At 67.7% G+C, this 23,174-nt stretch carries 23 protein-coding genes; 7 read left to right on the top strand and 16 right to left on the bottom strand.

Translation table 11 applies throughout. The features are described from left to right. Positions 1 to 82: 82 nt before the first annotated feature. Genes ABXG85_RS03440 through ABXG85_RS03425 form a run of 4 tightly spaced genes read right to left on the bottom strand, consistent with a single transcriptional unit; the run spans position 83 to position 3,029 of the window. Positions 83 to 679: a response regulator gene (locus tag ABXG85_RS03440; RefSeq protein WP_353512338.1), complete on the bottom strand. Its 597-nt coding sequence runs from the start codon at positions 677 to 679 to the stop codon at positions 83 to 85. Next, positions 676 to 1,641 (bottom strand): sensor histidine kinase, encoded by a 966-nt coding sequence (locus ABXG85_RS03435; RefSeq protein WP_353512337.1) that lies wholly within the window; start codon positions 1,639 to 1,641, stop codon positions 676 to 678. The genes ABXG85_RS03440 and ABXG85_RS03435 overlap by 4 nt, the downstream gene beginning before the upstream one ends. Positions 1,642 to 1,678: 37 nt before the next feature. Then, the gene (gene ribF / locus ABXG85_RS03430; protein WP_353512336.1) at positions 1,679 to 2,563 is read right to left on the bottom strand and encodes a riboflavin biosynthesis protein RibF; all 885 of its coding nucleotides are present in this window, start codon (positions 2,561 to 2,563) and stop codon (positions 1,679 to 1,681) included. Further along, positions 2,541 to 3,029: an NUDIX hydrolase gene (locus tag ABXG85_RS03425; protein WP_353512335.1), complete on the bottom strand. Its 489-nt coding sequence runs from the start codon at positions 3,027 to 3,029 to the stop codon at positions 2,541 to 2,543. Before ABXG85_RS03425 ends, ribF begins: the two co-directional genes overlap by 23 nt. Before the next feature lie 59 nt (positions 3,030 to 3,088). Between ABXG85_RS03425 and ABXG85_RS03420 the strand changes: the two genes are divergently transcribed. Further along, a complete protein-coding gene (locus tag ABXG85_RS03420) occupies positions 3,089 to 3,595 on the top strand; it encodes a 2'-5' RNA ligase family protein (protein ID WP_353512334.1) in 507 nt (168 codons plus the stop codon). On the opposite strand, the gene ABXG85_RS03415 is transcribed toward ABXG85_RS03420, so the two are convergent. The 3 genes from ABXG85_RS03415 to ABXG85_RS03405 are packed head-to-tail and all read right to left on the bottom strand — an operon-like array spanning position 3,579 to position 6,863. Further along, positions 3,579 to 4,403, bottom strand: a complete 825-nt coding sequence (locus tag ABXG85_RS03415) for an EamA family transporter (protein WP_353512333.1) — start codon at positions 4,401 to 4,403, stop codon at positions 3,579 to 3,581. The genes ABXG85_RS03420 and ABXG85_RS03415 overlap by 17 nt on opposite strands. Positions 4,404 to 4,431: 28 nt before the next feature. After that, positions 4,432 to 5,745, bottom strand: a complete 1,314-nt coding sequence (gene rpoD, locus ABXG85_RS03410; RefSeq protein WP_353512332.1) for an RNA polymerase sigma factor RpoD — start codon at positions 5,743 to 5,745, stop codon at positions 4,432 to 4,434. Then, entirely contained in the window at positions 5,742 to 6,863 is a 1,122-nt protein-coding gene (locus ABXG85_RS03405; protein ID WP_353512331.1) for a methyltransferase, read from the bottom strand. Before ABXG85_RS03405 ends, rpoD begins: the two co-directional genes overlap by 4 nt. 88 nt (positions 6,864 to 6,951) lie before the next feature. Here ABXG85_RS03405 and ABXG85_RS03400 point away from each other — a divergent pair, with 88 nt between their 5' ends. Together ABXG85_RS03400 and ABXG85_RS03395 are read left to right on the top strand one after the other, a co-directional pair. Next, positions 6,952 to 8,169: an aspartate kinase gene (locus ABXG85_RS03400; protein WP_353512330.1), complete on the top strand. Its 1,218-nt coding sequence runs from the start codon at positions 6,952 to 6,954 to the stop codon at positions 8,167 to 8,169. Further along, positions 8,166 to 8,624 (top strand): phosphoribosyltransferase, encoded by a 459-nt coding sequence (locus ABXG85_RS03395; RefSeq protein WP_353512400.1) that lies wholly within the window; start codon positions 8,166 to 8,168, stop codon positions 8,622 to 8,624. Before ABXG85_RS03400 ends, ABXG85_RS03395 begins: the two co-directional genes overlap by 4 nt. Before the next feature lie 6 nt (positions 8,625 to 8,630). On the opposite strand, the gene ABXG85_RS03390 is transcribed toward ABXG85_RS03395, so the two are convergent. The 6 genes from ABXG85_RS03390 to ABXG85_RS03365 form a co-directional block, all read right to left on the bottom strand. Beyond that, positions 8,631 to 9,614: a malate dehydrogenase gene (locus ABXG85_RS03390; protein WP_353512329.1), complete on the bottom strand. Its 984-nt coding sequence runs from the start codon at positions 9,612 to 9,614 to the stop codon at positions 8,631 to 8,633. Between the two features lie 41 nt (positions 9,615 to 9,655). Then, entirely contained in the window at positions 9,656 to 11,389 is a 1,734-nt protein-coding gene (gene dnaG, locus ABXG85_RS03385; protein ID WP_353512328.1) for a DNA primase, read from the bottom strand. Further along, complete coding sequence (locus tag ABXG85_RS03380; RefSeq protein WP_353512327.1) at positions 11,368 to 13,962, bottom strand: adenylate/guanylate cyclase domain-containing protein; 2,595 nt, start codon at positions 13,960 to 13,962, stop codon at positions 11,368 to 11,370. The genes dnaG and ABXG85_RS03380 overlap by 22 nt, the downstream gene beginning before the upstream one ends. A 2-nt stretch (positions 13,963 to 13,964) precedes the next feature. Beyond that, a complete protein-coding gene (locus tag ABXG85_RS03375) occupies positions 13,965 to 14,366 on the bottom strand; it encodes a hypothetical protein (RefSeq protein ID WP_353512326.1) in 402 nt (133 codons plus the stop codon). Between the two features lie 9 nt (positions 14,367 to 14,375). Further along, the gene (locus tag ABXG85_RS03370) at positions 14,376 to 16,577 is read right to left on the bottom strand and encodes a DEAD/DEAH box helicase (RefSeq protein ID WP_353512325.1); all 2,202 of its coding nucleotides are present in this window, start codon (positions 16,575 to 16,577) and stop codon (positions 14,376 to 14,378) included. Positions 16,578 to 16,775: 198 nt separating this feature from the next. Then, complete coding sequence (locus tag ABXG85_RS03365; RefSeq protein WP_353512324.1) at positions 16,776 to 17,399, bottom strand: GNAT family N-acetyltransferase; 624 nt, start codon at positions 17,397 to 17,399, stop codon at positions 16,776 to 16,778. A gap of 33 nt (positions 17,400 to 17,432) precedes the next feature. On the opposite strand from ABXG85_RS03365, the gene ABXG85_RS03360 reads away from it, so the two are divergent. Further along, positions 17,433 to 18,512, top strand: a complete 1,080-nt coding sequence (locus ABXG85_RS03360; RefSeq protein ID WP_353512323.1) for a PIG-L deacetylase family protein — start codon at positions 17,433 to 17,435, stop codon at positions 18,510 to 18,512. Here ABXG85_RS03360 and scpB read toward each other — a convergent pair. Together scpB and ABXG85_RS03350 are read right to left on the bottom strand one after the other, a co-directional pair. Next, the gene (gene scpB / locus ABXG85_RS03355; protein ID WP_353512322.1) at positions 18,459 to 18,980 is read right to left on the bottom strand and encodes an SMC-Scp complex subunit ScpB; all 522 of its coding nucleotides are present in this window, start codon (positions 18,978 to 18,980) and stop codon (positions 18,459 to 18,461) included. The genes ABXG85_RS03360 and scpB overlap by 54 nt on opposite strands. Then, on the bottom strand, positions 18,973 to 19,566 hold the full coding sequence (locus tag ABXG85_RS03350; protein WP_353512321.1) for an L-threonylcarbamoyladenylate synthase: 594 nt from the start codon (positions 19,564 to 19,566) through the stop codon (positions 18,973 to 18,975). Before ABXG85_RS03350 ends, scpB begins: the two co-directional genes overlap by 8 nt. On the opposite strand from ABXG85_RS03350, the gene pilC reads away from it, so the two are divergent. After that, entirely contained in the window at positions 19,565 to 20,785 is a 1,221-nt protein-coding gene (gene pilC / locus ABXG85_RS03345) for a type IV pilus assembly protein PilC (protein ID WP_353512320.1), read from the top strand. The two genes, ABXG85_RS03350 and pilC, sit on opposite strands and share 2 nt — an antisense overlap. On the opposite strand, the gene ABXG85_RS03340 is transcribed toward pilC, so the two are convergent. Further along, complete coding sequence (locus ABXG85_RS03340) at positions 20,760 to 21,212, bottom strand: EVE domain-containing protein (RefSeq protein WP_353512319.1); 453 nt, start codon at positions 21,210 to 21,212, stop codon at positions 20,760 to 20,762. The genes pilC and ABXG85_RS03340 overlap by 26 nt on opposite strands. Positions 21,213 to 21,282: 70 nt before the next feature. Here ABXG85_RS03340 and ABXG85_RS03335 point away from each other — a divergent pair, with 70 nt between their 5' ends. Both ABXG85_RS03335 and ABXG85_RS03330 read left to right on the top strand, forming a co-directional pair. Then, the gene (locus ABXG85_RS03335; protein WP_353512318.1) at positions 21,283 to 21,762 is read left to right on the top strand and encodes a hypothetical protein; all 480 of its coding nucleotides are present in this window, start codon (positions 21,283 to 21,285) and stop codon (positions 21,760 to 21,762) included. A 9-nt stretch (positions 21,763 to 21,771) separates the two neighbouring features. Continuing rightward, complete coding sequence (locus ABXG85_RS03330; RefSeq protein ID WP_353512317.1) at positions 21,772 to 23,121, top strand: FAD-binding oxidoreductase; 1,350 nt, start codon at positions 21,772 to 21,774, stop codon at positions 23,119 to 23,121. The last annotated feature ends 53 nt before the right edge of the window (positions 23,122 to 23,174 follow it).

Here is a 23,174-nt window from a genome sequence, read left to right as displayed (position 1 = left end):
AGGGTACGGTTTGCTACCTCATTCACGAGACGGAAGGTTTCCGCCCCACCTGTCAGAGGTTGTCCTAAGGCAAACGTCCCAGCTAAGCCAGTCCCCGCTCCCGGGCCCAGCGGACCAGGTCTGGGGTGTCCATGAGGCCCAGCTTGTTTAGGGCCCGTTGCTTGTAGGTGGAAGCGGTTTTCACCGAAACCCCTAGGCGTTCGGCGGCCTGGGAAAGGGTGTACCCGTGGGCCAAAAGGGTGACCACCTCCCGTTCCCGCTCCGAGAGGACCTCGGGCCCGGGCTCGGTATAGCCCTCCAAGAGCGCCTCGGTGAGGCTAGGATGGAGGTAGCGCAGGCCCCGCTCTAACCGCTCTAAAGCCTCCAAGAGCTCTTGGTCCAGGGCGCTTTTGGGTAGGTAGCCCTTAGCCCCTAGGGCGAAGGCCCGGGCTACGTAGGCGGGCTCGTCGTGCATGGAAACCACCAGGACCTTGGCCCTTTGGGCTAGAGGAGAAAGGGCTTCCAGGCCGCTTAGGCCTGGCAGGTTCAGGTCCAGCAAGACCACATCCCCTTCCCACCAAGCGGCCAGGGCCTCCTCGGCGGTGGCGAACTCCGCCGTCACCTCATGCCCTCCCTCCTCCAACAGGAGGCGCAGCCCCTTGCGCACCAGGTGGTGGTCCTCCACCAAAACCACCCTCATAGAGGTACCCCGAACTCCACCCGGGTTCCCTCCCCGGGGGCGGACTGGACGAGGAGGGTGCCCCCCAGGGCCTGGATCCGCTCCTGCATGCCTAATAGGCCTACGGAAGGGGAGATCTGGCTAGGGTCAAACCCCCGCCCGTCGTCCTCCACCACGCCAAAAAGCCGGTCCCCGTCCCGCCAAAGCGCCACCCGAACCCGCTGGGCTTGGGCGTGGCGCATCACGTTGGTCAGGGCTTCTTGGACCACGCGGAAAAGGGCCAGCTCCTTTTCCTTGGAAAGGGGAGGGATTTCCAGGCGGGCTTCCACCTGAAGCCCTCCTTTCCCATAGTCCTCCAGGTAGCGTTGCAGCGCCTCCTTAAGCCCGAGGTCGTCCAAGAGGGGCAGGCGGAGTTCGCGCGATAGCCTCCGGACCTCTTCTAAGGCCTCCGCTACCCGGGCTCGAGCCTCGGGAAGCTTTTCCGGCCGCCTCTCCGCCACCTTGAGGGTGAGGAGGGCGGCGGTGAGGAGGCTCCCCACCCCATCGTGGAGTTCCCGGCCCACCCTCCGCCGCTCCTCTTCCTGTGCGGCTAAAAGGCGGCCTGCCAGCTCTAGCCCAGGGCGGCGCAGGGCGAGGAGGAGTAGGGATGGGAGCGCCTCCGGGACCCTTTTCCCGGGGGCTAGGCTCAAGACCAAGACCGCTAAGACCTTCTCCCCTTGGCGCACGGGTAGGGCTAAAAATGCGCCTTCTTTCACCTTTTCCCTCCGCTGCAGCGCTTCCTCCGCCAAGCGGCGGGAATGGGCCACCAAGGAACAGCTGGTGCGGCAGGCTTGCATCTGGAAGAGGGTAAGCCCTTCTCCCACCCAGTAGGCTTCGCCGCAGCGGATAAGCCCCGCTTCTTCCAAGACGGCGAGGGTCCGGCGGAACACCTCTTGCCGCCCCCTGGCCCCGGTTAGGGCCTCCGCCAAACGGGCGCAGTCCACGCCTTTAGCCTAGAGGGTTTTGGCGGGAGGGTTGTCCCTAAAGCCCGAAGTAGGCCCGGGCCAGGGCCACGTCTTGGGCGATCTGGGCCTTGAGGGCCTCGAGGCTAGGAAAGCGCCTTTCCTCCCTAAGGCGCTTTAGGAAGCGCACCCGGGCCTCTTCCCCATAAAGGTCCCCGGTGAAGCCCAGGAGGTGGACCTCAAGCCGCCTTTCCTCCCCCCCCAGGGTGGGCCGGGTACCCACGTTCGCCACCCCTTTGTAGCGGCCGAACCCCCCCTCCACCTCCACGGCGTACACCCCGGGGGGTAGGACCTTCTTGGGGTGTACCGCTAGGTTGGCGGTGGGAAAGCCGAGCTTCCGCCCCAGCTTCTCCCCCTCCACCACCACCCCGTAGGCCCCGTAGGGGCGGCCCAGGAGGTGGCGGGCCTCCTCCACCTTCCCCTCTTGCAGGAGGGCGCGGATGCGGCTGGACTTCACCGCTTCCCCCCCCAGGGTGAGGAGGGGGACCACCCGGGTGGGGGCCACCCGGGCGAGCTCCTCCACCCCCCCAGCCCTTCCTTGGCCGAAGCGGAAGTCTTCCCCCACGTGGATGCGGAGGGCCTCCAGGGCCCTTAAGTCTTCCAGAAAGGCCTCCGCCGGCCTCTTGGCGAACTCCTCGTTGAAGGGCACCGCCAGGATGAGTTCCACCCCCACCTCCCTCAAGGCCTCCACCTTCTCCGTGAGGTCCATGAGGAAGCCTTCCCCCCGGGTGAAGACCTTGGTGGGAGGGTCAAAGGTGTAGACGAGAAGGGGCGCCTTTAGGGCCTTGGCCTCGGCCAGGGCCTGGCGCAGGAGGAACTGGTGGCCCAAATGCACCCCGTCAAAGGAGCCCACGGCCACCACCTTGGCGCCCTTGGGAACGTCAGCGACCTCGGAGAAAAGCATGGTAGTAGAGGACCCCCACAAGCCCTGTGGCGGAAAACTCCGCCTCGCCCCGACGGTGCAGGGCCAGGGCTTCCTCCGGGTCTAGCCAGACCACCTCTATGTCCTCCTCCTCGTCGGGGGTGGCCCGGGCTTCCCTCAGGTTTTCCGCCAGGAAGACGAAGGCCTTTTCGTCGGTGAAGCCTGGGGAGACGTAAAAGCTAAAGAGATAGGTGAGGTCCCCGGTGAGCCCCGTTTCCTCGGCGAGCTCCCTTTGGGCTGCCGCCAGGGGGTCTTCCCCGGGCTCGATAAGCCCCGCCGGGATCTCCAAGGGGGCGAGGCCCACGGCGGGGCGCGGCTGCCGCACGAAGAGCATCTTGCCCTCCTGAAGGGCGATCACGGCCACCGCCGGTTTGTGCTCCACGATCTCGTAGCGCCCTTCCAGGGCTAGGTTCAGGATGCGCCCGCGGTAGAGGTAGGTGCGGCTCACGCCTCCATGGTACAGGAGGCTTGAGAGGCCGTTTTGGGGAGGCAGGGTATACTGGCGGCGTGTACGGGGTGCTGGTGTGGCCACCCCCTGACCTGCAGGCCTTTTTGGAAGGCTTGCAGGCCCGCCACGGGGTGCGGGGGTTTGGCCCACCTCACCTGAACCTGCGCCAGCCCTTCGAGTGGCCCTATGAAGAGGAGGCCCTGAAGATCGCCTTGGAGGGTATTCTGAGGGGGCACGCTCCCTTTCGCCTGCGGCTTGGCGCTTGGGGTTATTTTCCCCAAGGGGTGGTCTACCTACGGGCCTACGGCGGCACGCCTTTCCGACGACTCTTCCATGCCCTGGAGCCCCTGGCCCCGCCCTTGAAGGAGATCGAGGGCCCAAGCTACCTGCCCCACATCACCCTGGCCTTGGGGCTTGGCGAGGCGGAGGCCAAGGCCTTGGCGGAACAACTTCCCCCTCCACCCCGGCGTTCCTTTTGGGTCAAGGAGGTGGCCTTGGTCAAGGACCAGGAGGGGGAAGACTTGGTGGAGGTGGCGCGGTTTCCCCTCCTTAGCCCAAGGCGATGAGGCCCAAGGCCAGGAGGCTTAGGAGCACCCCAAGGGTGCGCACAGGGCCGAGGCGCTCCCCTAAGAGGAGCCAGGCCAAGGCCACGGTGGTGGCGGGGTAGAAGGAGGAAACCAAAGCGGCCACGTCCAGCCGCCCCGCTTGGGCGGCGAGGAGGAAGAAGAGGTTGCCCCCGGCGTCCCCCAAGGCGGCGAGGAGGACCCAAGGGAGGGCGGCCTTGGGCAGGTGGGCCTTGGGCGGGGAGGAGACGAGGAGGACCAGGGTGAAGGCGGTGAGCTTGCCCAAGGCAGCGGGCCAGAGGAGGCCCTCCACCCGGTCCATGAGGACGTAGAAGCCGCCAAAGCCTAGCCCGGCGAGGAGGGCCCAGGGAAGGCCTAGGAGGTTGGCGTTGCCTTCGGGCCTCGAGGCCAGCCAGACCCCCCAAAGCCCCACCCCCAGGCCCAAGGCGGGCCCGGTTCCGGGCCACCCCTCCTGGAAGAGGCCCCAAGCCACGGGGAGGGCGGCCCCCACCACCCCGGCCACAGGGGCGGCCAGGCTCATGGTCCCTTGGGCCAGGGCCCGGTAAAGGCTGTAGAGGCCCACGGTGCCCAAAGCCCCGCCCAAAAGGGCGAAGGGCAGGTCAGGGGGGCGAAAGGGTTCCTGGCGGGCTTGGGCCAAAACCAGGAAGAGGAGCCCTCCCAGGAGGGAGGCCCAGAGGACCACGGCCTGGGTGCGGGCGGTTTTGGCGGCCATCCCGCCCCCGAAGTCCCCCGCCCCCCAGGCGAGAGCCGAGAGGAGGCCGAAGCCCAAGGCGAGCCCGGTGGCGTCCATGAAAAGGGCCCCAGGCGGGGCCAGCGGCTTAGTCCAGGAAGTCCCGGAGCTTCCGCGTACGGGACTCGTGGTACTTGAGCTTCCTTAGGGCCTTGTTCTCAATCTGGCGGATCCGTTCCCGGGTCACGCCGAAGAAGGCCCCTACCTCCTCTAGGGTGTGCTCCCGGCCGTCGATGAGCCCTTTGCGGAGCTTGAGCACCATGGCCTCCCGCTCGGAGAGCTTGGAGAGGGCCTTTTCCAGCTCCTCGGAGAGGAGGCTTTGCGCCGCCGCCTCCACGGGGGAGGGGAGGTGCTCATCGGGGATGAAGTCGCCGTAGAAGCTATCCTTCTCGTCCCCAATGGGGGTTTCCAGGGACACGGGTTCCTGGGCGATTTTCAGGGTTTCCTCCACCCGCTTGGCGTCCCAGCCCGGACCCATGGCCTCGGCGATCTCCTCGTAGGTGGGCTCCCGGCCCAGCTCCTGCTGTAGCTGCCTTGCGGTGCGGGAGAGCTTGTTGATGGTTTCCACCATGTGGACCGGGATGCGGATGGTCCGGGCCTGGTCGGCGATGGCCCGGTTGATGGCCTGGCGGATCCACCAGGTGGCGTAGGTGGAGAACTTGAAGCGGCGCTTGTACTCAAACTTCTCCACCGCCCGGATGAGGCCCTGGTTACCTTCCTGGATCAAGTCCAGGAAGGATAGCCCCCGCCCGGTGTACTTCTTGGCGATGGAGACCACCAGGCGCAGGTTGGCCTCGATGAGGTGCTGCCGCGCCGCCTCCCCTTCCCGGGCGATGTGCAGGTAGCGCTTGAGCTCCTTGGGGAGGCTTTTGAGCTTCTGGTCCACCTCCTCCACCGTCTTAGGGTCCAGCCTGCCCTTGAGGCCCGGGATTTCCTGGATACGGGCGGTGCCCAGGATCTTGGCCCGCACCACCTCCCGGATGAGGTCCTGGTCCAGCCCCGTGGCCTCGGAGAGCTTCTTAATGGCCTCCATCCCCTCCTCCACCTTCCTGGCCAGCTCGATCTCCTCCTCGAGGGTGAGGAGGGGCACCTGCCCAATCTCGTGCAGGTACTGGCGCACGGGGTCGGAGGTGGAAACCTTGGGAAGGGCGAGCTCCTCCTCCGCCTCCTCAAAGACCTCCTCGCCCTCCGCCTCGGGGAGGAGGAGGTCAGCGTCCAGGTCCAGCCCCTCGTCCAAAAGGGCCAGGTCCCCCTCGGCTTCCAGGAGCTCAGGGTCGGGGTCGGGGAGGTCGGCGAGGTCCTCCGCCGGGGCCTCCGCCTCGGGAAGGGCTTCTAAGGCGGTGAGGGTGTCCTTGGCCTCGATTTCCTCTACCTTCGTCTTCTTGGTCTTGGCCTTTTTCAACGCCGTCCTCCCTCCTTTTTTGCGTAAAGCACCTTGTACTCCCTCACCAAGAGGGTTTTGAAGGCGCCGAAACGTTCCTCCAGCAAGGGCTCGTACTTGAGAAAGGGGTTAGCCACCAGGAAAAACCCACCGCCCGGCGCTAGCCGGGCCGCCGCCGCTTCCACGAACGCCTGGGCCACATCCAGGATGACCGCACCCCCCACGTGAAAGGGGGGGTTCGTCACTATGATGTCAAACTCCTCGCCTTCCGTCAAGGCCTCGTCCACATCCGAGTGCAGGACCCGGGCCGAGAGGTGGTTTTCCGCCAGGCTCCGCTCTAAAGAGAGCACGGAAACCAGATCGTCCTCCACCGCGGTCACCTTGCCTCCCCATCGGGCCAGGGGCAGGGTGAGGGCCCCGTAGCCTGCCCCCAGGTCCAACACCCGCTTGCCCCGCACCTCCTCTGGGCCCAGGGCTTCCAGGAGCAACAGGGAAGCGGGGTCCACCTTGCCCGCGGAGAAGACCCCGGGAAGGTGGAAAAAGGTGAAGGTTTCCCCCAGGATTTGCGCTGGGAAGCTTCGCCAAAGGGGAGGCAGGGGTGGGGCCTCCTTCTCCTTCTCCAAGAGGGCTACCCGCACAGGGCCTTCCCGCCCCACCACCTCCCCGTACCCCAGGAGCTGCTTGGCCTCCTTGAAGTAGCGCTCAAAGCCCTTGTTCTTGTCCCCCGCCAGGTACATCCTTCCTCCAAGGCGCAAGGCCCTGGCGGCCGCCACCAAGCTGGCCTCCACGTAGGCCGTGCCCCGGCCTGCGGGTAGGGCCAGGACCACCAGGTCGTAAGCCCCTTCCTCCGCTTCCCACGGGGGGGCGAGGCGCGCTTTTAGGCCGCTTTCCGCTAGGCAGCGGAAAGCGGCCCGGGAGGTTTCCAGCCGTTCCACCTCCATCTTCCCCTCCAGGGGGAGGCTGGCCCAGCCCACGCCGGGGTTCAGGTCCAAGGCGCGCTTCCCAAAGGGGGCCACCGCCTTTTGCAAGGCGTCGTAGACCGGGTCCCGGTAGCCCCGCGCGCCCGGTTTCACGTAAAGAAGGCCGCCCTCCCGGGGCAGGGGGGTAAGGCGGTGGTAGGCCTTTAGGGTCAGGCTCACGTCTTTTCAGGATACGGGGCTTGGGGAGGAAGGGCAAATGTGATAGTATTCCTCTTCAAACCGCCCCTGGGGCGGGAAGGAGGCGAGCGTGGCCCTGGTGGTACAAAAGTACGGCGGCACCTCCGTGGGCGACCTGGAGCGCATCCACAAAGTAGCCCAGCGCATCGCCCATTATCGGGAGAAGGGGCATAAACTTGCGGTGGTGGTTTCGGCCATGGGGCACACCACGGACGAGCTCATCGCCCTGGCCAAGCGGGTGAACCCGAGACCTCCTTTTCGCGAGTTGGACCTCCTCACCACCACAGGGGAGCAGGTGTCCGTGGCCCTTCTCTCCATGCAGCTTTGGGCCATGGGCATCCCCGCTAAGGGGTTTGTCCAGCACCAGATCGGCATCACCACAGACGGCCGCTATGGCGACGCCCGCATCCTCGAGGTGGACCCCAGGCGCATCCAAGAGGCCATGGACCAAGGCTACGTGGCGGTGATTGCCGGCTTCATGGGCACCACCCCGCAAGGGGAGATCACCACCCTGGGCCGGGGCGGTTCGGACACCACCGCCGTGGCCATCGCCGCCGCCTTGGGGGCCAAGGAGTGCGAGATCTACACGGACACGGAAGGGGTCTACACCACCGATCCCCACCTGATCCCCGAGGCGAGGAAACTGGAGGTCATCGGCTACGACCAGATGCTGGAGATGGCGGCCCTGGGGGCCAGGGTGCTCCATCCCCGGGCGGTCTACTACGCCAAGCGCTATGGGGTGGTGCTTCACGTGCGCAGCAGCTTCTCCTATAACCCCGGTACCCTGGTGAAGGAGGTCAACATGGAGATGGGCAAGGTGGTGACGGGCGCGGCCTTGGACCTGGACCACGCCCAGATTGGGCTTATCGGCATTCCCGACCAGCCGGGCATCGCCGCCAAGGTCTTCCAGGCCTTAGCGGAGCGGGGCATCGCCGTGGACATGATCATCCAGGGGGTGCCCGGCCACGACCCCTCGAGGCAGCAGATGGCCTTCACGGTCAAGAAGGATTTCGCTCAGGAGGCCCTGGAGGCCCTGGAGCCGGTCTTGGCCGAGATTGGGGGCGAGGCCATCCTGAGGCCCGACATCGCCAAGGTGTCCATCGTGGGGGTGGGGCTCGCCTCCGCCCCGGAGATCCCCGCCAAGATGTTCCAGGCGGTGGCCTCCACCGGGGCCAACATCGAGATGATCGCCACCAGCGAGGTGCGGATTTCCGTCATCATCCCCGCCGAGCATGCCGAGGCCGCCTTGCGCGCCGTGCACCAGGCCTTTGAGCTGGACAGGCCCTGATGAGGGAAACCCTCTCCTGGGAAGAGCTTTTGCGCCTGGTGCGTTCCCTGGCGGAGCGTCTTCGGGAGGAGCCCTTTGACCTCCTCCTGGGCATCGCCCGGGGGGGCCTCATCCCCGCCGCCCTCCTGGCCCAGGCCCTTTCTGCCCGTAACATCCTCACCGCGGCGGTGATGTTCTACAAAGAGGGGGAGGAAACCCTGCCCGAGCCCGTTTTCCTCCAGTTCCCCGAGGATTCCCTCCTCATGGGTAAGCGGGTCTTGGTGGACGATGTCTGGGACTCGGGGCGCACCGCCTACGCCGTGAAGGCCCGCATCCAAAAGGCGGGTGGGGTGCCGGTGGTGGCCACCTTGCACTTCAAGCTCGAGCGCAACCGGGTGCCGGACCGCTCCGATTTCTACGCCAAGGAAACGGGGGCCTGGGTGGTCTACCCCTGGGCCCCCGAGGTCTGGCGCTAGAAGGCCCTAGATGAGGCCAAGGGCCTTCACCTGCGCCATCTCGTCTAGGAGTTCTTGCGCCGTGATCTCCATGCGCTTGCGGGCGAAGGCGTTCACCTCCAGACCCTCCACGATGCGGTACTCCCCGTCCTTGGCGGTCACGGGGAAGGAGTAGACGATGCCCTCGGGGATGCCGTACTCCCCTTGGGAGGGCACGGCCATGGACACCCAGTCCCCTTCCGGGGTGCCCAAGGCCCAGTCGCGGATGTGCTCAATGGCGGCGTTGGCGGCGCTGGCGGCGCTGGAAGCTCCCCGGGCCTGGATGATGGCGGCACCCCGCCCGGCCACGGTGGGGATGAACTCCTTCTCGTACCACTCCATGTCCACAAGCTCCAGGGCGGGCCTGCCCTCCACCTCGGCGTGGAAGAGGTCGGGGAACATGGTGGAGGAGTGGTTGCCCCAAACCGTAATCCGGCGGATCCGGTCCACAGGCACCCCGGTCTTCTTGGCCAGCTGGGCCTTAGCCCGGTTGTGGTCCAGGCGGGTCATGGCGGTGAAGTTCCGGGGGTTTAGGCCCGGGGCGTTCTTGTAGGCGATGAGGGCGTTGGTGTTGGCCGGGTTCCCCACCACCAGCACCTTCACCTCCTTCTTGGCCACCTCCGCCAGGGCCCGGCCCTGCTCGGTGAAGATCTTGCCGTTCATCTCCAGGAGGTCGCGCCGCTCCATGCCCGCCTTGCGGGGGGCCGCCCCCACCAGAAGGGCGTAGTCTGCGTCCTTGAAGGCCACCTTGGGGTCGTCGGTGGCCACCACCCCGGCCAAAAGCGGGAAGGCGCAGTCCTCCAGCTCCATGATGACCCCCTCCAGGGCTCTCAGGGCTTGGGGGATTTCCAGAAGCTGCAGGATGATGGGCTGGTCCTTGCCCAGCATCTCCCCCGCGGCGATGCGGAAGAGGAGGCTATAGCCGATCTGACCTGCGGCGCCAGTGACCGCCACGCGAACGGGGCTTTTCATGCGTACCTCCTTTGGGCCCACGCCCAGGGGCATTTTACCCCCTATAGCCCCCGGTAGATGCGCCGCTCGGCCTCTATGGCCTGGTCCAGCTCCTGGATTTCCTTAAGGAGCTCCAGCCGAGGTTCCTGGGCCAAAAGGGCCTTGAGCTTGGCCCGCCTTTCCAGGTAGTAGGCTTCCCGCAAGCGGGCGAGGGTCTTCTCCATTACCTCGGGGAAGCGGGGTTCTTCTAGGGGCGGGGCCATCATGAGCTTTTCCAAAAAGAGCCCCCCCGCCTCCTTGCGGCTTAGCACCTGCCTCAGGTAGTCCCGCCGGGGTTCCCGCCGGGCCAGGTCCAAGAACTCGGCGAGGAGGGAGCCTGCTGGGGGCCAGACGTGGTCGGAAACGTAGAGGACCCAGTCCAAAAAGCGCTCCTCGGGAAGGGAAAGAAGGAGGGCCATGACGTCTAGCTCCAGGAGGAGGGCCCGGTCCTTGGGCTCGGCCTTGGGGGGCGGGGGCGGGGCGGGCCGGCCCCGTTTGCGGCTTGCCAGGTACTCTTCCAACTGCCTGGGGGAGAGGCCGAGGCGCTCCACCACCAGGGCTTTTAGCCGTTCGGCTACGGGGTCGAAGGGCTCGGGGGCGAGCATCCTGGGGGTGAGGGCCTCGAGGACCTTCCGCTTGTGCTCGGGCCGGGTGAGGTCCAGGCCCTTGGCGGCTTCCTGGAAGCGGAACTCCACCTCGGGAAGCGCCACCTCCAAGGCCTTTTGGAAGCGGGCCGGGCCATCTTCCCAAAGGAGGAGCTCCCCGGGGTCCTTTGCGGGCAGGCGCACGGCGTAAAAGAGAAACTGCCGCGCCATCTCCAGGTCCAGGCTCTGCAAGGCCGCCTTCTGCCCCGCCTCGTCGGCGTCAAAGGCCAGGTAGACCTCCCGCACCTCCTGGGCCTTTAGGAGCCTGGCCTGTTCCTCGGAAAGGCCAGAACCCAGTGCGGCCACGGTTTCCCCAAAGCCCATCTGGTGCAGGGCGATGGCGTCAAAAAGCCCCTCCACCACGATGGCCCGCCCTTCCCGGAGCCTGGCCTTGGCCTCGGGGTAGGCGAAGAGGACTTCCCGCTTGCGGAAAAGGGGGGTTTCCGGGGAGTTGAGGTACTTGGGGGTTTCGTCCCCCAGGGCCCTGCCCGTGAAGGCCACGATGCGGCCCAGATGGTCCTTGATGGGGAAGGTGATGCGGTGGCGGAAGCGGTCAAAAAAGCGCCCCTCCTTTTCCGCCAGCACCCCTGCCTTCAGGCCCTCCTCCGGGCTAACCCCGTGGCGCACCAGATAGGTGAGGAGGCCGTCCGCCTTGGCCGGGGCGTAGCCCAGACCGAAGCGGGCCACGCTGTCCTCGCGGAGGCCCCGGCGTTGCAGGTAGCTTTTGGCCTCCTCTGAGGCGACGAGGCCTTCCTGGAAGTAGGCCTGGGCCAGGCGCAGGACCTCCAGGAGTTCCTTGCGGTTTTGTGGGCCGCCCGGCTTTTGCGGAAGCTCTACCCCGGCCTCCTCCGCCAAGCGCTCCAGGGCCGTGGGGAAATCCAACCCCTCTATGCGCTCCACGAAGGCGAAAAGATCCCCACCCGCCTTGCAGCCAAAGCAGTGGAAAAGGCCTTTTTCCTCATCTACGTAAAAGGAAGGGGTTTTTTCCTGGTGGAAGGGGCAAAGGCCTTTCCACCGCCCCCGGCCCGCGGGCTTTAGGGCCACGTAGCGGGAAACCACCTCCTTCAAGGAGAGGCGGCGCTTGATGGCCTCTACCGCTTGCGCCGTGTCCATCCCATCCCCCGCTCAAGCCAAAGGCGCTGAACCCACCTCCCCAGGATACCGTATCCCCTTAGCTCCCGCCCCGGGGGTTCCCCGGCCAACAGGCCGTGCCAGGCTCGGGTCAAGGGGACCGAGGGGGAAAACCCTAGGAGGTGTTCCACGGGTTCCCCCCTTTCCAGAAGGAGCTGGGCCCTGAGGAGCCTGGCTATCTCGTGGTGCACGGCGAAGCCCGTGCGATGGGTCTGGTAGAGGAGGTGCTGGGAAAGGGCCTGGGCCTTCCGGGGGGCCAGAGGCCAGAGGTATAGGGCCAAGGAGGTGAGGGCCAGGTGGTGGACGTAGGGGTTGGAAAGGCGGCGGGCCTCCCGCAGGGCCTCTTTGAGGAGGGGCACGGGGTCAAGGCCTTTTTGCCAGCGGTGGTGGGCCAGGGCCAAGGCGGCGAGGCCCCGGCCATCCGGGTGTTTCAGGGCCTCCTGGAAGAGGTCTTCCCGGAAGCGGCCCCTTAGGGTCCAGGCGGTGAGGAGGGCGGCGGCGAGCCACGGGTGGGGGGCTTCCTGGTACCATGCCTCCCCCTCCGTCAAGGCTTGGGGCAGGCGGCCTGTTTCCAAAAGGAGGCGGATCCGGGTAACGCGGAAGCGGGTGAGGGCTTCCGGGTCCCCTTCCCCCTCCTGGCTGAGGAGGGCTTCCGCCTCGGCGTAGCGGCCCAGGTCCATGAGGAGGCCCGCATAGAGGCTTTGGCGGTGGAGGTGGAGGGAAGGGGGTAGGTGGGGGTGGAAGGGGCTTAGGACCTCCAGGGCCCGCTGGGGCTGGAAGCGGCGCCAAAGCGCCCCGGCCAGGAGGAGGCGGGCCTGGGCCTCCTCCAAGGGGTAGGGCTTGAGCCCGGGGAGGAGGGGGAGGAGGTCTGAGGGGTCTTTTGCCTTCCGAAAGGCCTCGAGGAGGGGGTCTTGGGACCTCGGGCCCTCCTGGGCCTCCTCCCCTTGGCCTAAGGAGGCGAGGGCATCCTGAAGCTCCTGGGCTAAGGCCCCTTTCCAAGAGGGGGGGGCTACCCGGAGGGCTTCCTGGTAGTGGGGGATGGCCTGTTCCGGGTGGCCTTGGCGCCAGGCGGCCTGGGCCAGGGAGCGGAGGATTTGGGCGGCCTCCTGGGCCTTCCCGGCTTGGGCCAGGTGGAAGGCAGCCGGGGCTAGATGGCCTCGTTCCCGGTAGAAGCGGGCGGCTTCCCCGTGCCAGGCCTTGGCCGTGGCCTCGGGCACCAGGGCGAGGGCGGCCTCCCGCACCTCGGGGAGGGGGGTTTCCCCGTGCAGAAGCCCTTCCTTAAGGAGCCTCGCCTTGGCGAAAGGGCCCACCAGCTCCCGCACCAAGGCTTCCGGCACCTCCCCCAAGACCCCGTAGGCCAAAAGGGCCCGCCGCTCCGCCGGGGGCAGGGCGTCTAGGGCGGGTTGGAGGGCCAGGAGGGGAGGGGCTTTTCTCCCCTTTAGGGCCAGGGTGGGGGCGAAGAGGGGAAGGCGGCTTTCCACCAAAAGGGCGACGTTTGGGGGAAGCTCGGTGTGAAGGAAGCGCTCCAGGGTACGGTCGGGGGCGTGGAGGTCCTTGAGGACGATGAGGAGAGGTTTCTCCAAGGTGGCCAAAAGCCGCTTCCACGCCTCGAGGATGGCCCCCTCCAAGGCCTCCCGGCTCCAGGAAGGGCGGGCCTCGAGGCCCAGGCTATAGCGGAAGGCCAGGGCCAGCTTGGGGGGGAGGCCCGCCTTGGCCACAAGGGCCTCGGGATCGCCCAAGGCACCTTCCACCGCCTGGCGGAGGCTTGCCCGCAGGGGGGTTTCTGGGCCCATGCGCTCTAGGAAGGCCACGGGAAATGGGGGGTTTTCCAAGAACTTTGCCAAAAGGAGGCTCTTGCCGCTTCCCGGGGGGCCCACCAGGTTGAGCCGGGCGGGGGGGTGGGCCAGGGCTTGGCGCAGTTCCCGAAGGAGGGCGTCTTCCTTGGGGTCCAGGGCCATCTCCACCGCCCTTACCCGGTGCACCGCCACCCATCCCAGGCCCCGGGCTTCCCGCTGGCCTAAGAACTCGGCCTTAGCCCCCTTGGCGAGGGTCAAGGTGGCGCTGTCCGCCAGGACCTCCCCTGGGGCCGCCAGTTTGGAGAGCCGCTCCGCCAGGACCACGGGGCTACCCACCGCCGTGGGCTCCCCCGCTTGGCCGCTACCCAAGGGGGCCCAGAGCACCTCCCCGCTGGCCACCCCGGCCCGGGCGGGGAAGGGGGAGGCCCGCACCATGTCCAAGGCGGCTTCCAGGGCCCGCCAGGGTTCCAGACCCCTGGCCCTGGGCGCCCCGAAGAGCACCAGGATCCCGTCCCCCAGGAAGCGGTGGACGAACCCGCCCTTGGCCCGGGCGGCGCGGGCCGCCCCTTCTAGGGCCTCCTGCAGCCGGGCGTAGGCGGCGTCCAAGCCTTCCTGGAAACCCCGGGTGGACTCCACCAGGTCGAAGAAGACCACGCTCACAAAGCGCCGCTCCTCAGGCAGGATGACCCCTAGGGCCCGGCCACAGGCCATGCAGAACCGGGCCTCGGGGGGGTTTTTGTGCCCGCACTCGCAGCGCACGGCTACTCCCGGAAGAGCATCAAGGGAGGGTGGAGGAGGACCTCAGCCTTGGGGGGCAGGGGGGCCTCGGCGTAGACCACCACGGGAAGGGGGGCCCGGAGGAGGTAAAACCCCTCCCCCAAGGGCACCGCCTCCCCGCCCAGGCGGTAGCGGTCCCTTTTGCGTTCCAGGAAGGGGGTGCCCTCTAAAGGCTTTGCCTCCGCCACCACCCCGTGGAGGAGGATGCGGGTGGGCCCCGTGGGGGCTGGGGGGGCGCCCCGGTCAAAGGCGTACACCAGTACGCCCTCCGCCAGGACCTCGAGGAGGGGGCTCCCCCAGGGCTCGGGGAAGAGGTGGGCCCAAATGGCGTGTTCCTGGAAGCGGGCGAAGAAGGTTTCGGGGCTTTCCTCCAGGGCCTGGGGCATGAGAGGAGTCTAATGCACCGCCCCTCGGGGCAGGAAGAGGGTCAGGTTGGCTGCCAGGAGCAGGGCCGCCTTCTTGTCCAGGTACTGGTTGCCGTTGCCGCACTTGGGGGAGAGGACGCACCGGGGGCAGCCCTCCTCGCAGGGGCAGCGCTTGAGGAGCTCCAAGGTGGCCCGCACCCACTCTGGAAAGCGCTGGGCCGCAGCCCGGGCGTAGCCCACGCCCCCGGGGTAGCCGTCGTAGATGAAGATGGTGGGGCCCTGCCCGGAGGGAAGGGGCCTAGGGTAGAAGGGGTAGGAGATGCCCCCGATATCCTGCCGTTCCGCCAGGACAAAGAGGGGCAGGAGGCCGATCATGGCGTGTTCCAGGGCGTGGATGCCCCCGGGGATCTGGTGGGGGGGCACCGCCTCGAGGGGGTGGAACCAAAGGGCCTCCGTGGGGAAGGAGATCTCGGGGAGTTCCAGGGGCACCTCCTCTAGGATGCTTCCCGTGAAAAAGCGCTTCTTCACGTAGCCCACCACCCGCTCCCGGATGACTACCTTCCCCACATAGACCCCCTGGCCCACGGGCTCCCCGGAAAGGACCTCCAGGTCCGTTTCCGCCCGGGGCTCGGTGTAGTAGTCCTCCAGGGCGGGGAGGAGCCACACCTCCCGCCGCAGGGGGTCCACGTTCCGCACCAGGTAGCTTTCCCCCCCGTGGAGGTAGATGGCCCCGGGATGGGCCTCCCAGTAGGCCTGGCGCTCGTCCAGGTAGCCCAGGACCTCCCCTTCTGGCCCCCTTAGGGTGAAGGGGGTCCCCAGGCCCCTCAAGGAGATTTCCCGGTGAGGACGCCTCCTTGGGGTATAGAAGCGGCCATCCTTCTCCTTGAGCTCGGCGAGGGCCTCGGGGCAGAGCACCTCTTCCCGCAGGAGGGGCCTCTCCCAGGCGGCGGCGTGGAGGTGCAAGGGGCAGAGCACCGGGTTCTTGGGGTCCGCCACCGCCACCTCGGGGGGGCTTTGGAGGAGGAGCTCGGGGCGGTGGAGGAAGTACTCGTCCAAGGGGTCTTCCCTGGGGATGTAGACCACCAGGGCCCGCCGCTCCCCGCGCCCCGCCCTTCCCGCCCGCTGCCAGAAGGCGGAAACCGAGCCGGGGTAGCCCACCAGGACCACGGCGTCTAGCTCCCCGATGTCCACCCCAAGCTCTAAGGCGCTGGTGCTCACCAGAACCCGCACCACCCCTTCCTTGAGGGCCTCCTCCAGCCTGCGCCTTTCCCGGGCGGTGTAGCCCGCCCGGTAGGGGCGAACCGCAGGGTGGGCGGCGTAGCGGGCGATGAGCTCGGCACTCTTGCGGGCGTTGGCGAAGACCAGGGCCCGCAGCCCCCCTTCCGCCAGGGCCCGGGCCAGGTAGGCGGCCTCCAGAAGGGGGCTTCGCCGCCTTTCCCCCTTCCGGTCCAGGGGCTTGGGGAGGAGGACCAAAAGCTCCCGTTCCGAGCGGGCCACCGCCTCCTGGAGCGCCACGAAGGGGAGGCCGGTGAGGGTTTCCGCGTGTTCCCGGGCGTTGCCGATGGTGGCGCTGGCGGCGATCACCTGGGGGTTCGCCCCGTAGTGGCGGGCCAGGCGCAGGAGGCGGAAGAGGACCAAGGCCACGTGGGTGCCGAAGACTCCCCGGTAGGCGTGAAGCTCGTCCAGGACGAGGTAGCGGAGGCGGGAGAGGAAGGGGGCCCACTCCCCGTGCCGGGGCAGGAGGCCGAAGTGGAGCATGTCGGGGTTGGAGAGGAGGATCCTCCCTTCCTCCCGGGCCTTCCTGCGGGTGGCGGCGGGGGTGTCCCCGTCGTAGGGGTAGACCCCCTGGACCCCCAGGGCCTCCGCCATGGCCCGGAGGCGCTTTAGCTGGTCGTGGGCCAGGGCCTTGGTGGGAAAGAGGAGGAGGCTCGTTTCCCCCTCCAAGGCGGCCTGGAGCACGGGCACTTGGAAGACGAGGCTTTTTCCGGCGGCGGTGGAGTAGGCCATGACCAGGTTCCGGCCTTCGGCCACCCGGTCCAAGGCCTCCTGCTGGTGGCGAAAGGGGACGAGGCCCAAGGCCTTCAGGACCCCGGCGAAGGGCCCTTGGGGCGGGGTCTTTTGCGGGGGCCTTTTCGGGAGGAGCTGGGCGAAGACGATGCGCCCTTGGAACTCAGGGTCGGCCTCGAGCCACTCCCGGTAGCTTTCCCACCCCCTTAGGGCCTCGGGCAGCACCCCTTTATTATGGGCCCACGATCCTCCCCGCCACCCCAAACGTGGAAGGGCGGCGGATTGGGGCCTGCCTGGGCTACGGCGAGGCCCTCGTGGGGGGGCGAAGCGGCGCTTAGGGGGCGGGGTTTCGGCGGGCGCGGGAGGCGGCCCAGCGACTGGGGCCCATGCCCTGCGCACGCTTACCCTAAGCGGCTCCGCCCCCTAAAGCTCCTTCACCCAGACCTCGTGGATCACGGGGCGGCCGTGGTAGGGGGCCCAGAAGGGGCTGGCTCGCTTGGCGTAGAGGCGGAAGCCGAGGCTTTGGTAAAGCCTACGGGCCGCCTGGTTGGCCCGGGTGGTGGAAAGCTGCACCCCCGGCACGCCCTTAGCCCGGAGGCAGTCCAAGAAGGCCGTGAGAAGGGCCCGCCCCACCCCCTGGCCCTGGGCCTTAGCGCTCACGGCGATGTGGAGGTGGGCGGGGTAGCGGCCCTTGGGGGCCCTGGGACCCCGGAAGAGAAGGAGGCGGAGGAGGTAGGCCAGGTGGGGAAGAGGGGGGCCAAAGCGGCCCAGGGCGAGCCGAAGGAGGAGGAGGGGTAGCCGGGGGAGGAGGTAGCCCAGGAGGGCTCCATCGGAACAGGCCCCCAGGATGTAGCCCACCACCTCCTTCCCTTCCTCGGCCACCAGGTTGCAACACCCCCGCTTCAGGTAAGGGGCTACGAAAAGCTCCCCCCAAAGGGCCTCGCTGGGAAAGACCCGCGACCCCTCCCGGCCCAAAAGGAGGGTTTGGTGGGAGATGTGGGCGATGGCGGGGAGGTCCTCGAGCCTGGCCTGGCGCACCTTAGGCACGGTTCCAGTCTACCCCCGGGTAGAATGCCCCTCGTGCGCCGCTTGGCCCCCTGGCAGTGGCTTCTCCTTCTGCTCCTCGCCTACCTCGCCTTGGCGGAGGCGCTAAGGCTTTGGCTGGGTCTCTTGTGGGCCGAGCGGGTGGCGGTCCTCTTGGCGGCCCTGGGGGTTTGGGCCTTCGTCAACGGGCGCTTCCTCTTCGCCTACTACCACGCCTTCTTCGCCTCCTTGCGGACCCGGGGGCTTCCCGTGGCGGAGGCGCCGGGGCCCAGGGAGCACCTCCTCGTCCTCGCCCCCCACCCCGACGACGAGGTGTTGGCGGCGGCGGGGCGCATGCGCCGGGTGGCGGCCCAAGGGGGGCGGGTTACCGTGGTCTACCTCACCTCGGGGGACGCCTTTGACCTGGCGGCGGGAAGCCCCTTGCCCTCCCAGGAGGCCATGCGCCGCCTGGCCCTGCGGCGCATGGTGGAGGCCTGGCGGGGCTTAGAGGCCCTGGGGCTTGGGCGGGAAAGCGCCATTTTTTTGGGCTTTCCCGACCAGGGGCTTTTCGCCCTCTTCACCACCCACTACTACCTGCCCTGGGAAAGCCCCTATACCGGGCTTAAGGCCGTGGCCTACCCCGGGGCTTACCGCCTGGGCCTGCCCTATACGGGCAAGGCCCTGGAAGGGGTTTTGCTGGAGCTTTTCCGGGAGCTTAGGCCAAGCCGCATCCTCCTGCCAAGCCCCCTGGACGCCCACCGGGACCACCAGGCCACCGCCTACTTCGGCATGCAGGCGGCGGCGGCCTTGGGTCTAGAGGGAATTCTGGAGTACTACATCGTCCACGGGGGGTACCAGTACCCCTTGCCCAAGGGCCTCCACCCCCGGCTTCCCCTCTACCCGCCCCCGCGGGGGCGGGGGCTTCCCTGGCGGCGGTTTCCCTTGAGCGAGGAGGAGGTGCGCCTAAAGGAAAAGGCCATCCGGGCCCACCGGAGCCAGATGCGCCTTTTGGGGCGGTTCCTCCTCGCCTTCGTGCGCCAGAACGAGCTCTTTAGCCCCCTGCCCATCCCCGCCAAGGAGGCCCTAGCCGCGGAGGAGGAGGGGTGGGCCGTCCTCGAGGGGCGGGAGGTCTTCTAGGCTCTCCAGGCCGAAGACCTCCAGGAAGCGCTCCGTGGTGCCGTAGAGCTTGGGGCGGCCCGGGGCCTCCTTTTCCCCCACCACCCGGATGAGCCCCCGTTCCAGGAGACTTTCCAGGACGCCTTCCACGCTCTTCCCCCGCATGGCCTCCAGCTCCGCCCGGGCCACGGGCTGGTGGTAGGCGATGAGGGCCAGGACCTCGAGGGCCGCCTTGGAAAGCCTTGGCGGCGAGGGCTTGAGCACCTTCTCCACCGCAGGGAGGGCGCTTTCGTGCACCACGAGCCGCCACCCCCCCGCCACCCGCTCCAGGGCCACCCCCAGGTGGCCCTCTTCCAGGTCCTTCTCCAGGGCTTTTAGCGCCCGCAAGATCCCCTCTTCCGGGTGACCCAAGGCGCGAAGCTCCTTGAGGCTTACCGGCCTTCCTGCGGCGAAGAGGACAGCCAGGATCTCCGCTTTCAGGCTAGGCATCCTGGAGGTAGGCCAGGAGGGCCTCCTTGGGGATGGCCCCTTCCCGCAAGACCTCCCCTGTGCGCAGGTCCACCACGCTGGAGGCAAGCCCCCCCGCCTCCCCAGGAAAGACGAAGTCCACGGCGAAGGCTCGGGCTTCCTCCGCGGTGCGCACCGGGGGTTCCCCGCTCCGGTTCAAGCTGGTGGCGGCGGCGTAGCCCCCTACCCGGGAAAGGAGCTCCCGCAGCCCCTCGTGGGCGGGCATCCTAAGGCCTACGGAGCCGTCCTTGCTGATCCAAGGGGGGATGTTTCGCCCCGGCACCACCACGGTGAGCCCCCCGGGCCAGAAGGTTTCCACCAGGCGCACGAACTTGCTTTCCAGGGGGCCTAACTCGGTAAGCCTTAGGGCGCTTTCCAGGTCCGCCACCAGGACCTGGAGGGGTTTTTCCTCGGGCCGTCCCTTGACCTGGTAGATGCGGCGGCAGGCGGCCTCGTCCTCCATGGGGGCCAGGACGCCGAAGACCGTGTCCGTGGGGAAGGCTACAAGCCCCCCTTCCCGCAGGGTGCGGGCGGCCTCTTCCAGTTCCTTCTGGTATACTTCTACCATGCCAGTCTACCAGTATAAGGCCCGCGACCGGCAGGGCCGCCTGGTGGAGGCCACCATCGAGGCCGAAGACCTCCGCACCGCCGCAAGGCTCCTTCGCGACCGGGGTCTTTTCGTGGCGGAGATCAAGGAGCCGGGAAAAGGCCTAAGGGCTGAGGTGCGGCTTCCCGTCTTGGAGCGGGGTCCTGGCCTTAAGGACCTGGCCGTTTTCTCCCGGCAGCTCGCCACCATGCTGGGGGCGGGCCTCACCCTCCTCCAGTCCCTGGCCATTTTGGAGCGGCAGACGGAGAACAAGAAGTTCCGGGAAATCCTCAAGCAGGTGCGCGCCGACATAGAAGGCGGCATGGCCTTCTCCGAGGCTCTGGCCAAGCACAAGCTCTTCTCCCGGCTTTACGTGAACTTGGTGCGGGCGGGGGAGACCTCGGGGGGGTTGGACGTGATCCTGGACCGCCTGGCGAGCTTCTTGGAGAAGGAGCTGGAGCTCAGGGGCAAGATCAAGAGCGCCATGACCTACCCGGTCATCGTCTTCGTCTTTGCCGTGGGCGTGGCCTATTTCCTCCTCACGGGCATCGTGCCCCAGTTCGCCCAGATCCTCACGGACCTGGGTTCGGAGCTCCCCCTCCTTACCCGTTTCCTCATCGCCGTTTCCAACTTGCTCCGGGCCGCTACCCTACCCCTCCTTCTTTTGGCGGTGGTCCTCTTCTTCGTCTACCGCTGGTACTACAGCACTCCCCAGGGGCGCAGGGTCATTGACCGCATCAAGCTCCGCATCCCCGTCTTCGGCAACCTGAACCGCAAGACCGCAGTGGCCCGCTTCTCCCGCACCTTGGCCCTCCTCTTGGGGAGCGGGGTGAACATCGTGGAGTCCTTGGACATCACCAAGGGGACCGCCGGGAACGTGGTGGTGGAGGAGATCGTGGAGGCGGCGAAGCAGCGGATCCAGCAGGGCGACCCCTTGAACCTCACCTTGGCCCAGCACCCCTTTGTCTTTCCCCCCATGGTGAGCTCCATGGTGGCCATCGGCGAGGAAACGGGGGCCTTGGACACCATGCTGAACAAGCTGGCGGACTTCTACGAGCGGGAGGTGGACGAGGCGGTGGCGAGCCTCACCGCGGCCATCGAGCCCTTGATGATCATCTTCCTGGGCGTCATCGTGGGCATGATCGTGGCCGGGATGTTCCTGCCCCTCTTCAAGATCATCGGCACCCTTTCCGCCCAATAAGCCTTTCCGCCACCTCCGGGGGAACCGGCATCACGGAAAGCCGGTTCCCCCTTTTCCCCAGGGGGTGCTCGGGGGGGAAGCAGGTCCGGAGTTCGTCCAGGGGAATGAGGGGCCAGGCCTCGAGGAAGGCCACCTCCACCGTGTACCACCGGGGCCTTTCCGGGGTGGCCTTGGGGTCGAAGTAGGGGCTACTTGGGTCGAACTGGGTGGGGTCGGGGATGCCGGTGCGCACCACCTGGCACAGCCCGGCGATGCCCGGGGGCTGGACGCTGGAGTGGTAGAAGAAGCAGAGGTCCCCTTCCCGCATCCGCAGGAGGTAGTTGCGGGCTTGGTAGTTGCGCACCCCATCCCATAGGGCCCGCCCCTCCCGCCTGAGGTCCTCGATGCTGTACACCTGGGGCTCGGACTTGAGGAGCCAGTACGCCATGGGGCCCAGTCTAAAGTTCCCTTTAGCTTGGGCAAAGCCTAGGGGGCGGGGAGGAGGCGAAGATGAAGCTATGCGAGGGCTTCTTCTCCTTCTTCCCCTCTTGGCCGCCTGCTCCTTGACCCTGGAGGTGGTCTACCCCGGGCACCGCATCTCGGGCCTCGCCACCCAGACCACCTACTGCGCCTCCGGCACCACCCGGGTGGACTACCGCTTCTTCCTGGAGGGCAGGCTGGACCGGCTGGTGTTCTACTGGCTCCCCGAGGGGGTTTCGCCTGAAAGGGCCCTTCCCGAGGAGCGGGCGCTCCTCCAGGGCCCCCTCTATGGGGGGGTGGTCCAGGGCTGGGTGGAGGTGACCCCGGAAGGGGCCATCCAGGCGGTTTCCGCCCTCTCGCCCCAAGGCGGGGTGGGGGTCCAGGGGATCGGCGTGGAGCCTAGCCTCCCGCCCCGCCGCCTTTGGCTCCAGGGCTTCACCGGGGGGCTTGCGGGGCCCTATGTGGCGGGTAACGCCGTCGACCCGGACGCCACGCCCTCCTGCGACCCCGCCTGGTAGCCTTAGGGCATGGGGGCTTGGGAGGCGGCCAAGGAGGAGCTGAGGCGGCTTTTGGGGCCGAGGGTCTTCCTCTCCCCGGCGGAGAAGGAAGTCTACCGCTATGACGCCATCCTGGTGGGGGAAAGGCCCTTAGCGGTGGCCCTTCCGGAAACCCGGGAGGAGGTGCAGGCCCTGGTGCGCCTGGCCCGGAGGTATGGGCTTTCCCTGGTGCCCCGGGGGGCGGGAAGCGGGCTTTCCGGGGGCGCGGTGCCCCTGGGAGAGGCCATCGTGGTGGCCTTCACCCGCATGGACCGCCTGGCCCTGGACCCCGTGGCGCAGGCCGCCTGGGCCGAGCCTGGGGTGACCACGGTCCGCATCTCCGAGGCAGCCAGGCCCTACGGGCTCTTCTACCCCCCGGACCCCGCCTCCTACCGCACCAGCACCCTCGGGGGGAACCTGGGGGAAAACGCCGGGGGGCCCCTTTGCTTCAAGTACGGGGTCACGGGGGACTACCTTTTGGCCCTGGAGTTCGTGGACGCCTTCGGGGAGGCCCACCTTTTGGAAAGGAAGGCCTTTGACCTGCCAGGGCTTTTGGTGGGTTCCGAGGGCACCCTGGGCCTCATCACCGGGGCCCGGGTGCGCCTTGTGCCCCTGCCCCGGCACCGGGCCACCCTCATGGCCGCCTTCCCCGAGGTGGGGGCCTTGGCGGAGGCGGTGTCCCGGGCCATCGCTTCGGGGGCGGTGCCGGCGAGGTTGGAGTTTCTGGACCCGGCCTGCGTGGACGCCGTGGAGGACTACCTCCACATGGGTCTCCCTCGAGGGCACGCCCTCTTCCTGGCGGAAACCGATGGGGATGAGGCCGAGCTCGTGGAGGAGGAGCTTTCCCTCTTGGAGGAAACGGCCCAGGCCCATGGCGCCCAGGTGCGGCGGGCCCGGGACGAGAAGGAGGCGGAGGCCTTCTGGCGGGCCCGCCGGGCGGTGAGCCCCGCCTTGGGGCGGATCCGGCCCAAGCGGGTGAACGAGGACATCGCCGTGCCCCGCTCCGCCCTGCCCCAGGTGGTGCGGGAGATCCGCGCCTTGGGCGAAGCCTTCGGCCTGGTGGTGGTGCAGTTCGGCCACATCGGCGATGGGAACCTCCACCCCAACATCCTCTTTGACCCCAGGCGGGAGAGCGAGCAAAGGGTTTGGGAGCTCGCCCACGAGATTGCCCGGGTGGCCCTCCGGCACGGCGGGGTGCTTTCCGGCGAGCACGGCATCGGGCTCATGAAGCGGAAGTTCATGGCGGAGGCGGTGGATGGGGAGACCCTCGAGGCCTTCCGCCAGGTTAAGGCGGCCTTGGACCCAGCGGGGCTTTTAAACCCGGGGAAGCTCCTCCCTTAAGTTCCTCCCTTAAGTTTTTGTACATTTTTTTCGCATACCTTCGGATAAAAATG

This window comes from Thermus sp. LT1-2-5 (assembly GCF_040363165.1).
GTDB lineage: Bacteria > Deinococcota > Deinococci > Deinococcales > Thermaceae > Thermus.
Note: the sequence above shows the minus strand (reverse complement) of the source record. Positions and strands in the feature narration are given on the sequence as shown.

What these genes read in the sequence shown, in the direction of transcription:
- ABXG85_RS03350 (WP_353512321.1), bottom strand. Translation starts at nt 19,566, where the DNA reads ATGGTAGAAGTATACCAGAAGGAACTGGAAGAGGCCGCCCGCACCCTG.
- ABXG85_RS03440 (WP_353512338.1), bottom strand. Translation starts at nt 679, where the DNA reads ATGAGGGTGGTTTTGGTGGAGGACCACCACCTGGTGCGCAAGGGGCTG.
- pilC (WP_353512320.1), top strand. Translation starts at nt 19,565, where the DNA reads ATGCCAGTCTACCAGTATAAGGCCCGCGACCGGCAGGGCCGCCTGGTG.
- dnaG (WP_353512328.1), bottom strand. Translation starts at nt 11,389, where the DNA reads ATGGACACGGCGCAAGCGGTAGAGGCCATCAAGCGCCGCCTCTCCTTG.
- ABXG85_RS03335 (WP_353512318.1), top strand. Translation starts at nt 21,283, where the DNA reads ATGCGAGGGCTTCTTCTCCTTCTTCCCCTCTTGGCCGCCTGCTCCTTG.
- scpB (WP_353512322.1), bottom strand. Translation starts at nt 18,980, where the DNA reads ATGCCTAGCCTGAAAGCGGAGATCCTGGCTGTCCTCTTCGCCGCAGGA.
- ABXG85_RS03415 (WP_353512333.1), bottom strand. Translation starts at nt 4,403, where the DNA reads ATGGACGCCACCGGGCTCGCCTTGGGCTTCGGCCTCCTCTCGGCTCTC.
- ABXG85_RS03390 (WP_353512329.1), bottom strand. Translation starts at nt 9,614, where the DNA reads ATGAAAAGCCCCGTTCGCGTGGCGGTCACTGGCGCCGCAGGTCAGATC.
- ABXG85_RS03375 (WP_353512326.1), bottom strand. Translation starts at nt 14,366, where the DNA reads ATGCCCCAGGCCCTGGAGGAAAGCCCCGAAACCTTCTTCGCCCGCTTC.
- ribF (WP_353512336.1), bottom strand. Translation starts at nt 2,563, where the DNA reads ATGCTTTTCTCCGAGGTCGCTGACGTTCCCAAGGGCGCCAAGGTGGTG.
- ABXG85_RS03340 (WP_353512319.1), bottom strand. Translation starts at nt 21,212, where the DNA reads ATGGCGTACTGGCTCCTCAAGTCCGAGCCCCAGGTGTACAGCATCGAG.
- ABXG85_RS03330 (WP_353512317.1), top strand. Translation starts at nt 21,772, where the DNA reads ATGGGGGCTTGGGAGGCGGCCAAGGAGGAGCTGAGGCGGCTTTTGGGG.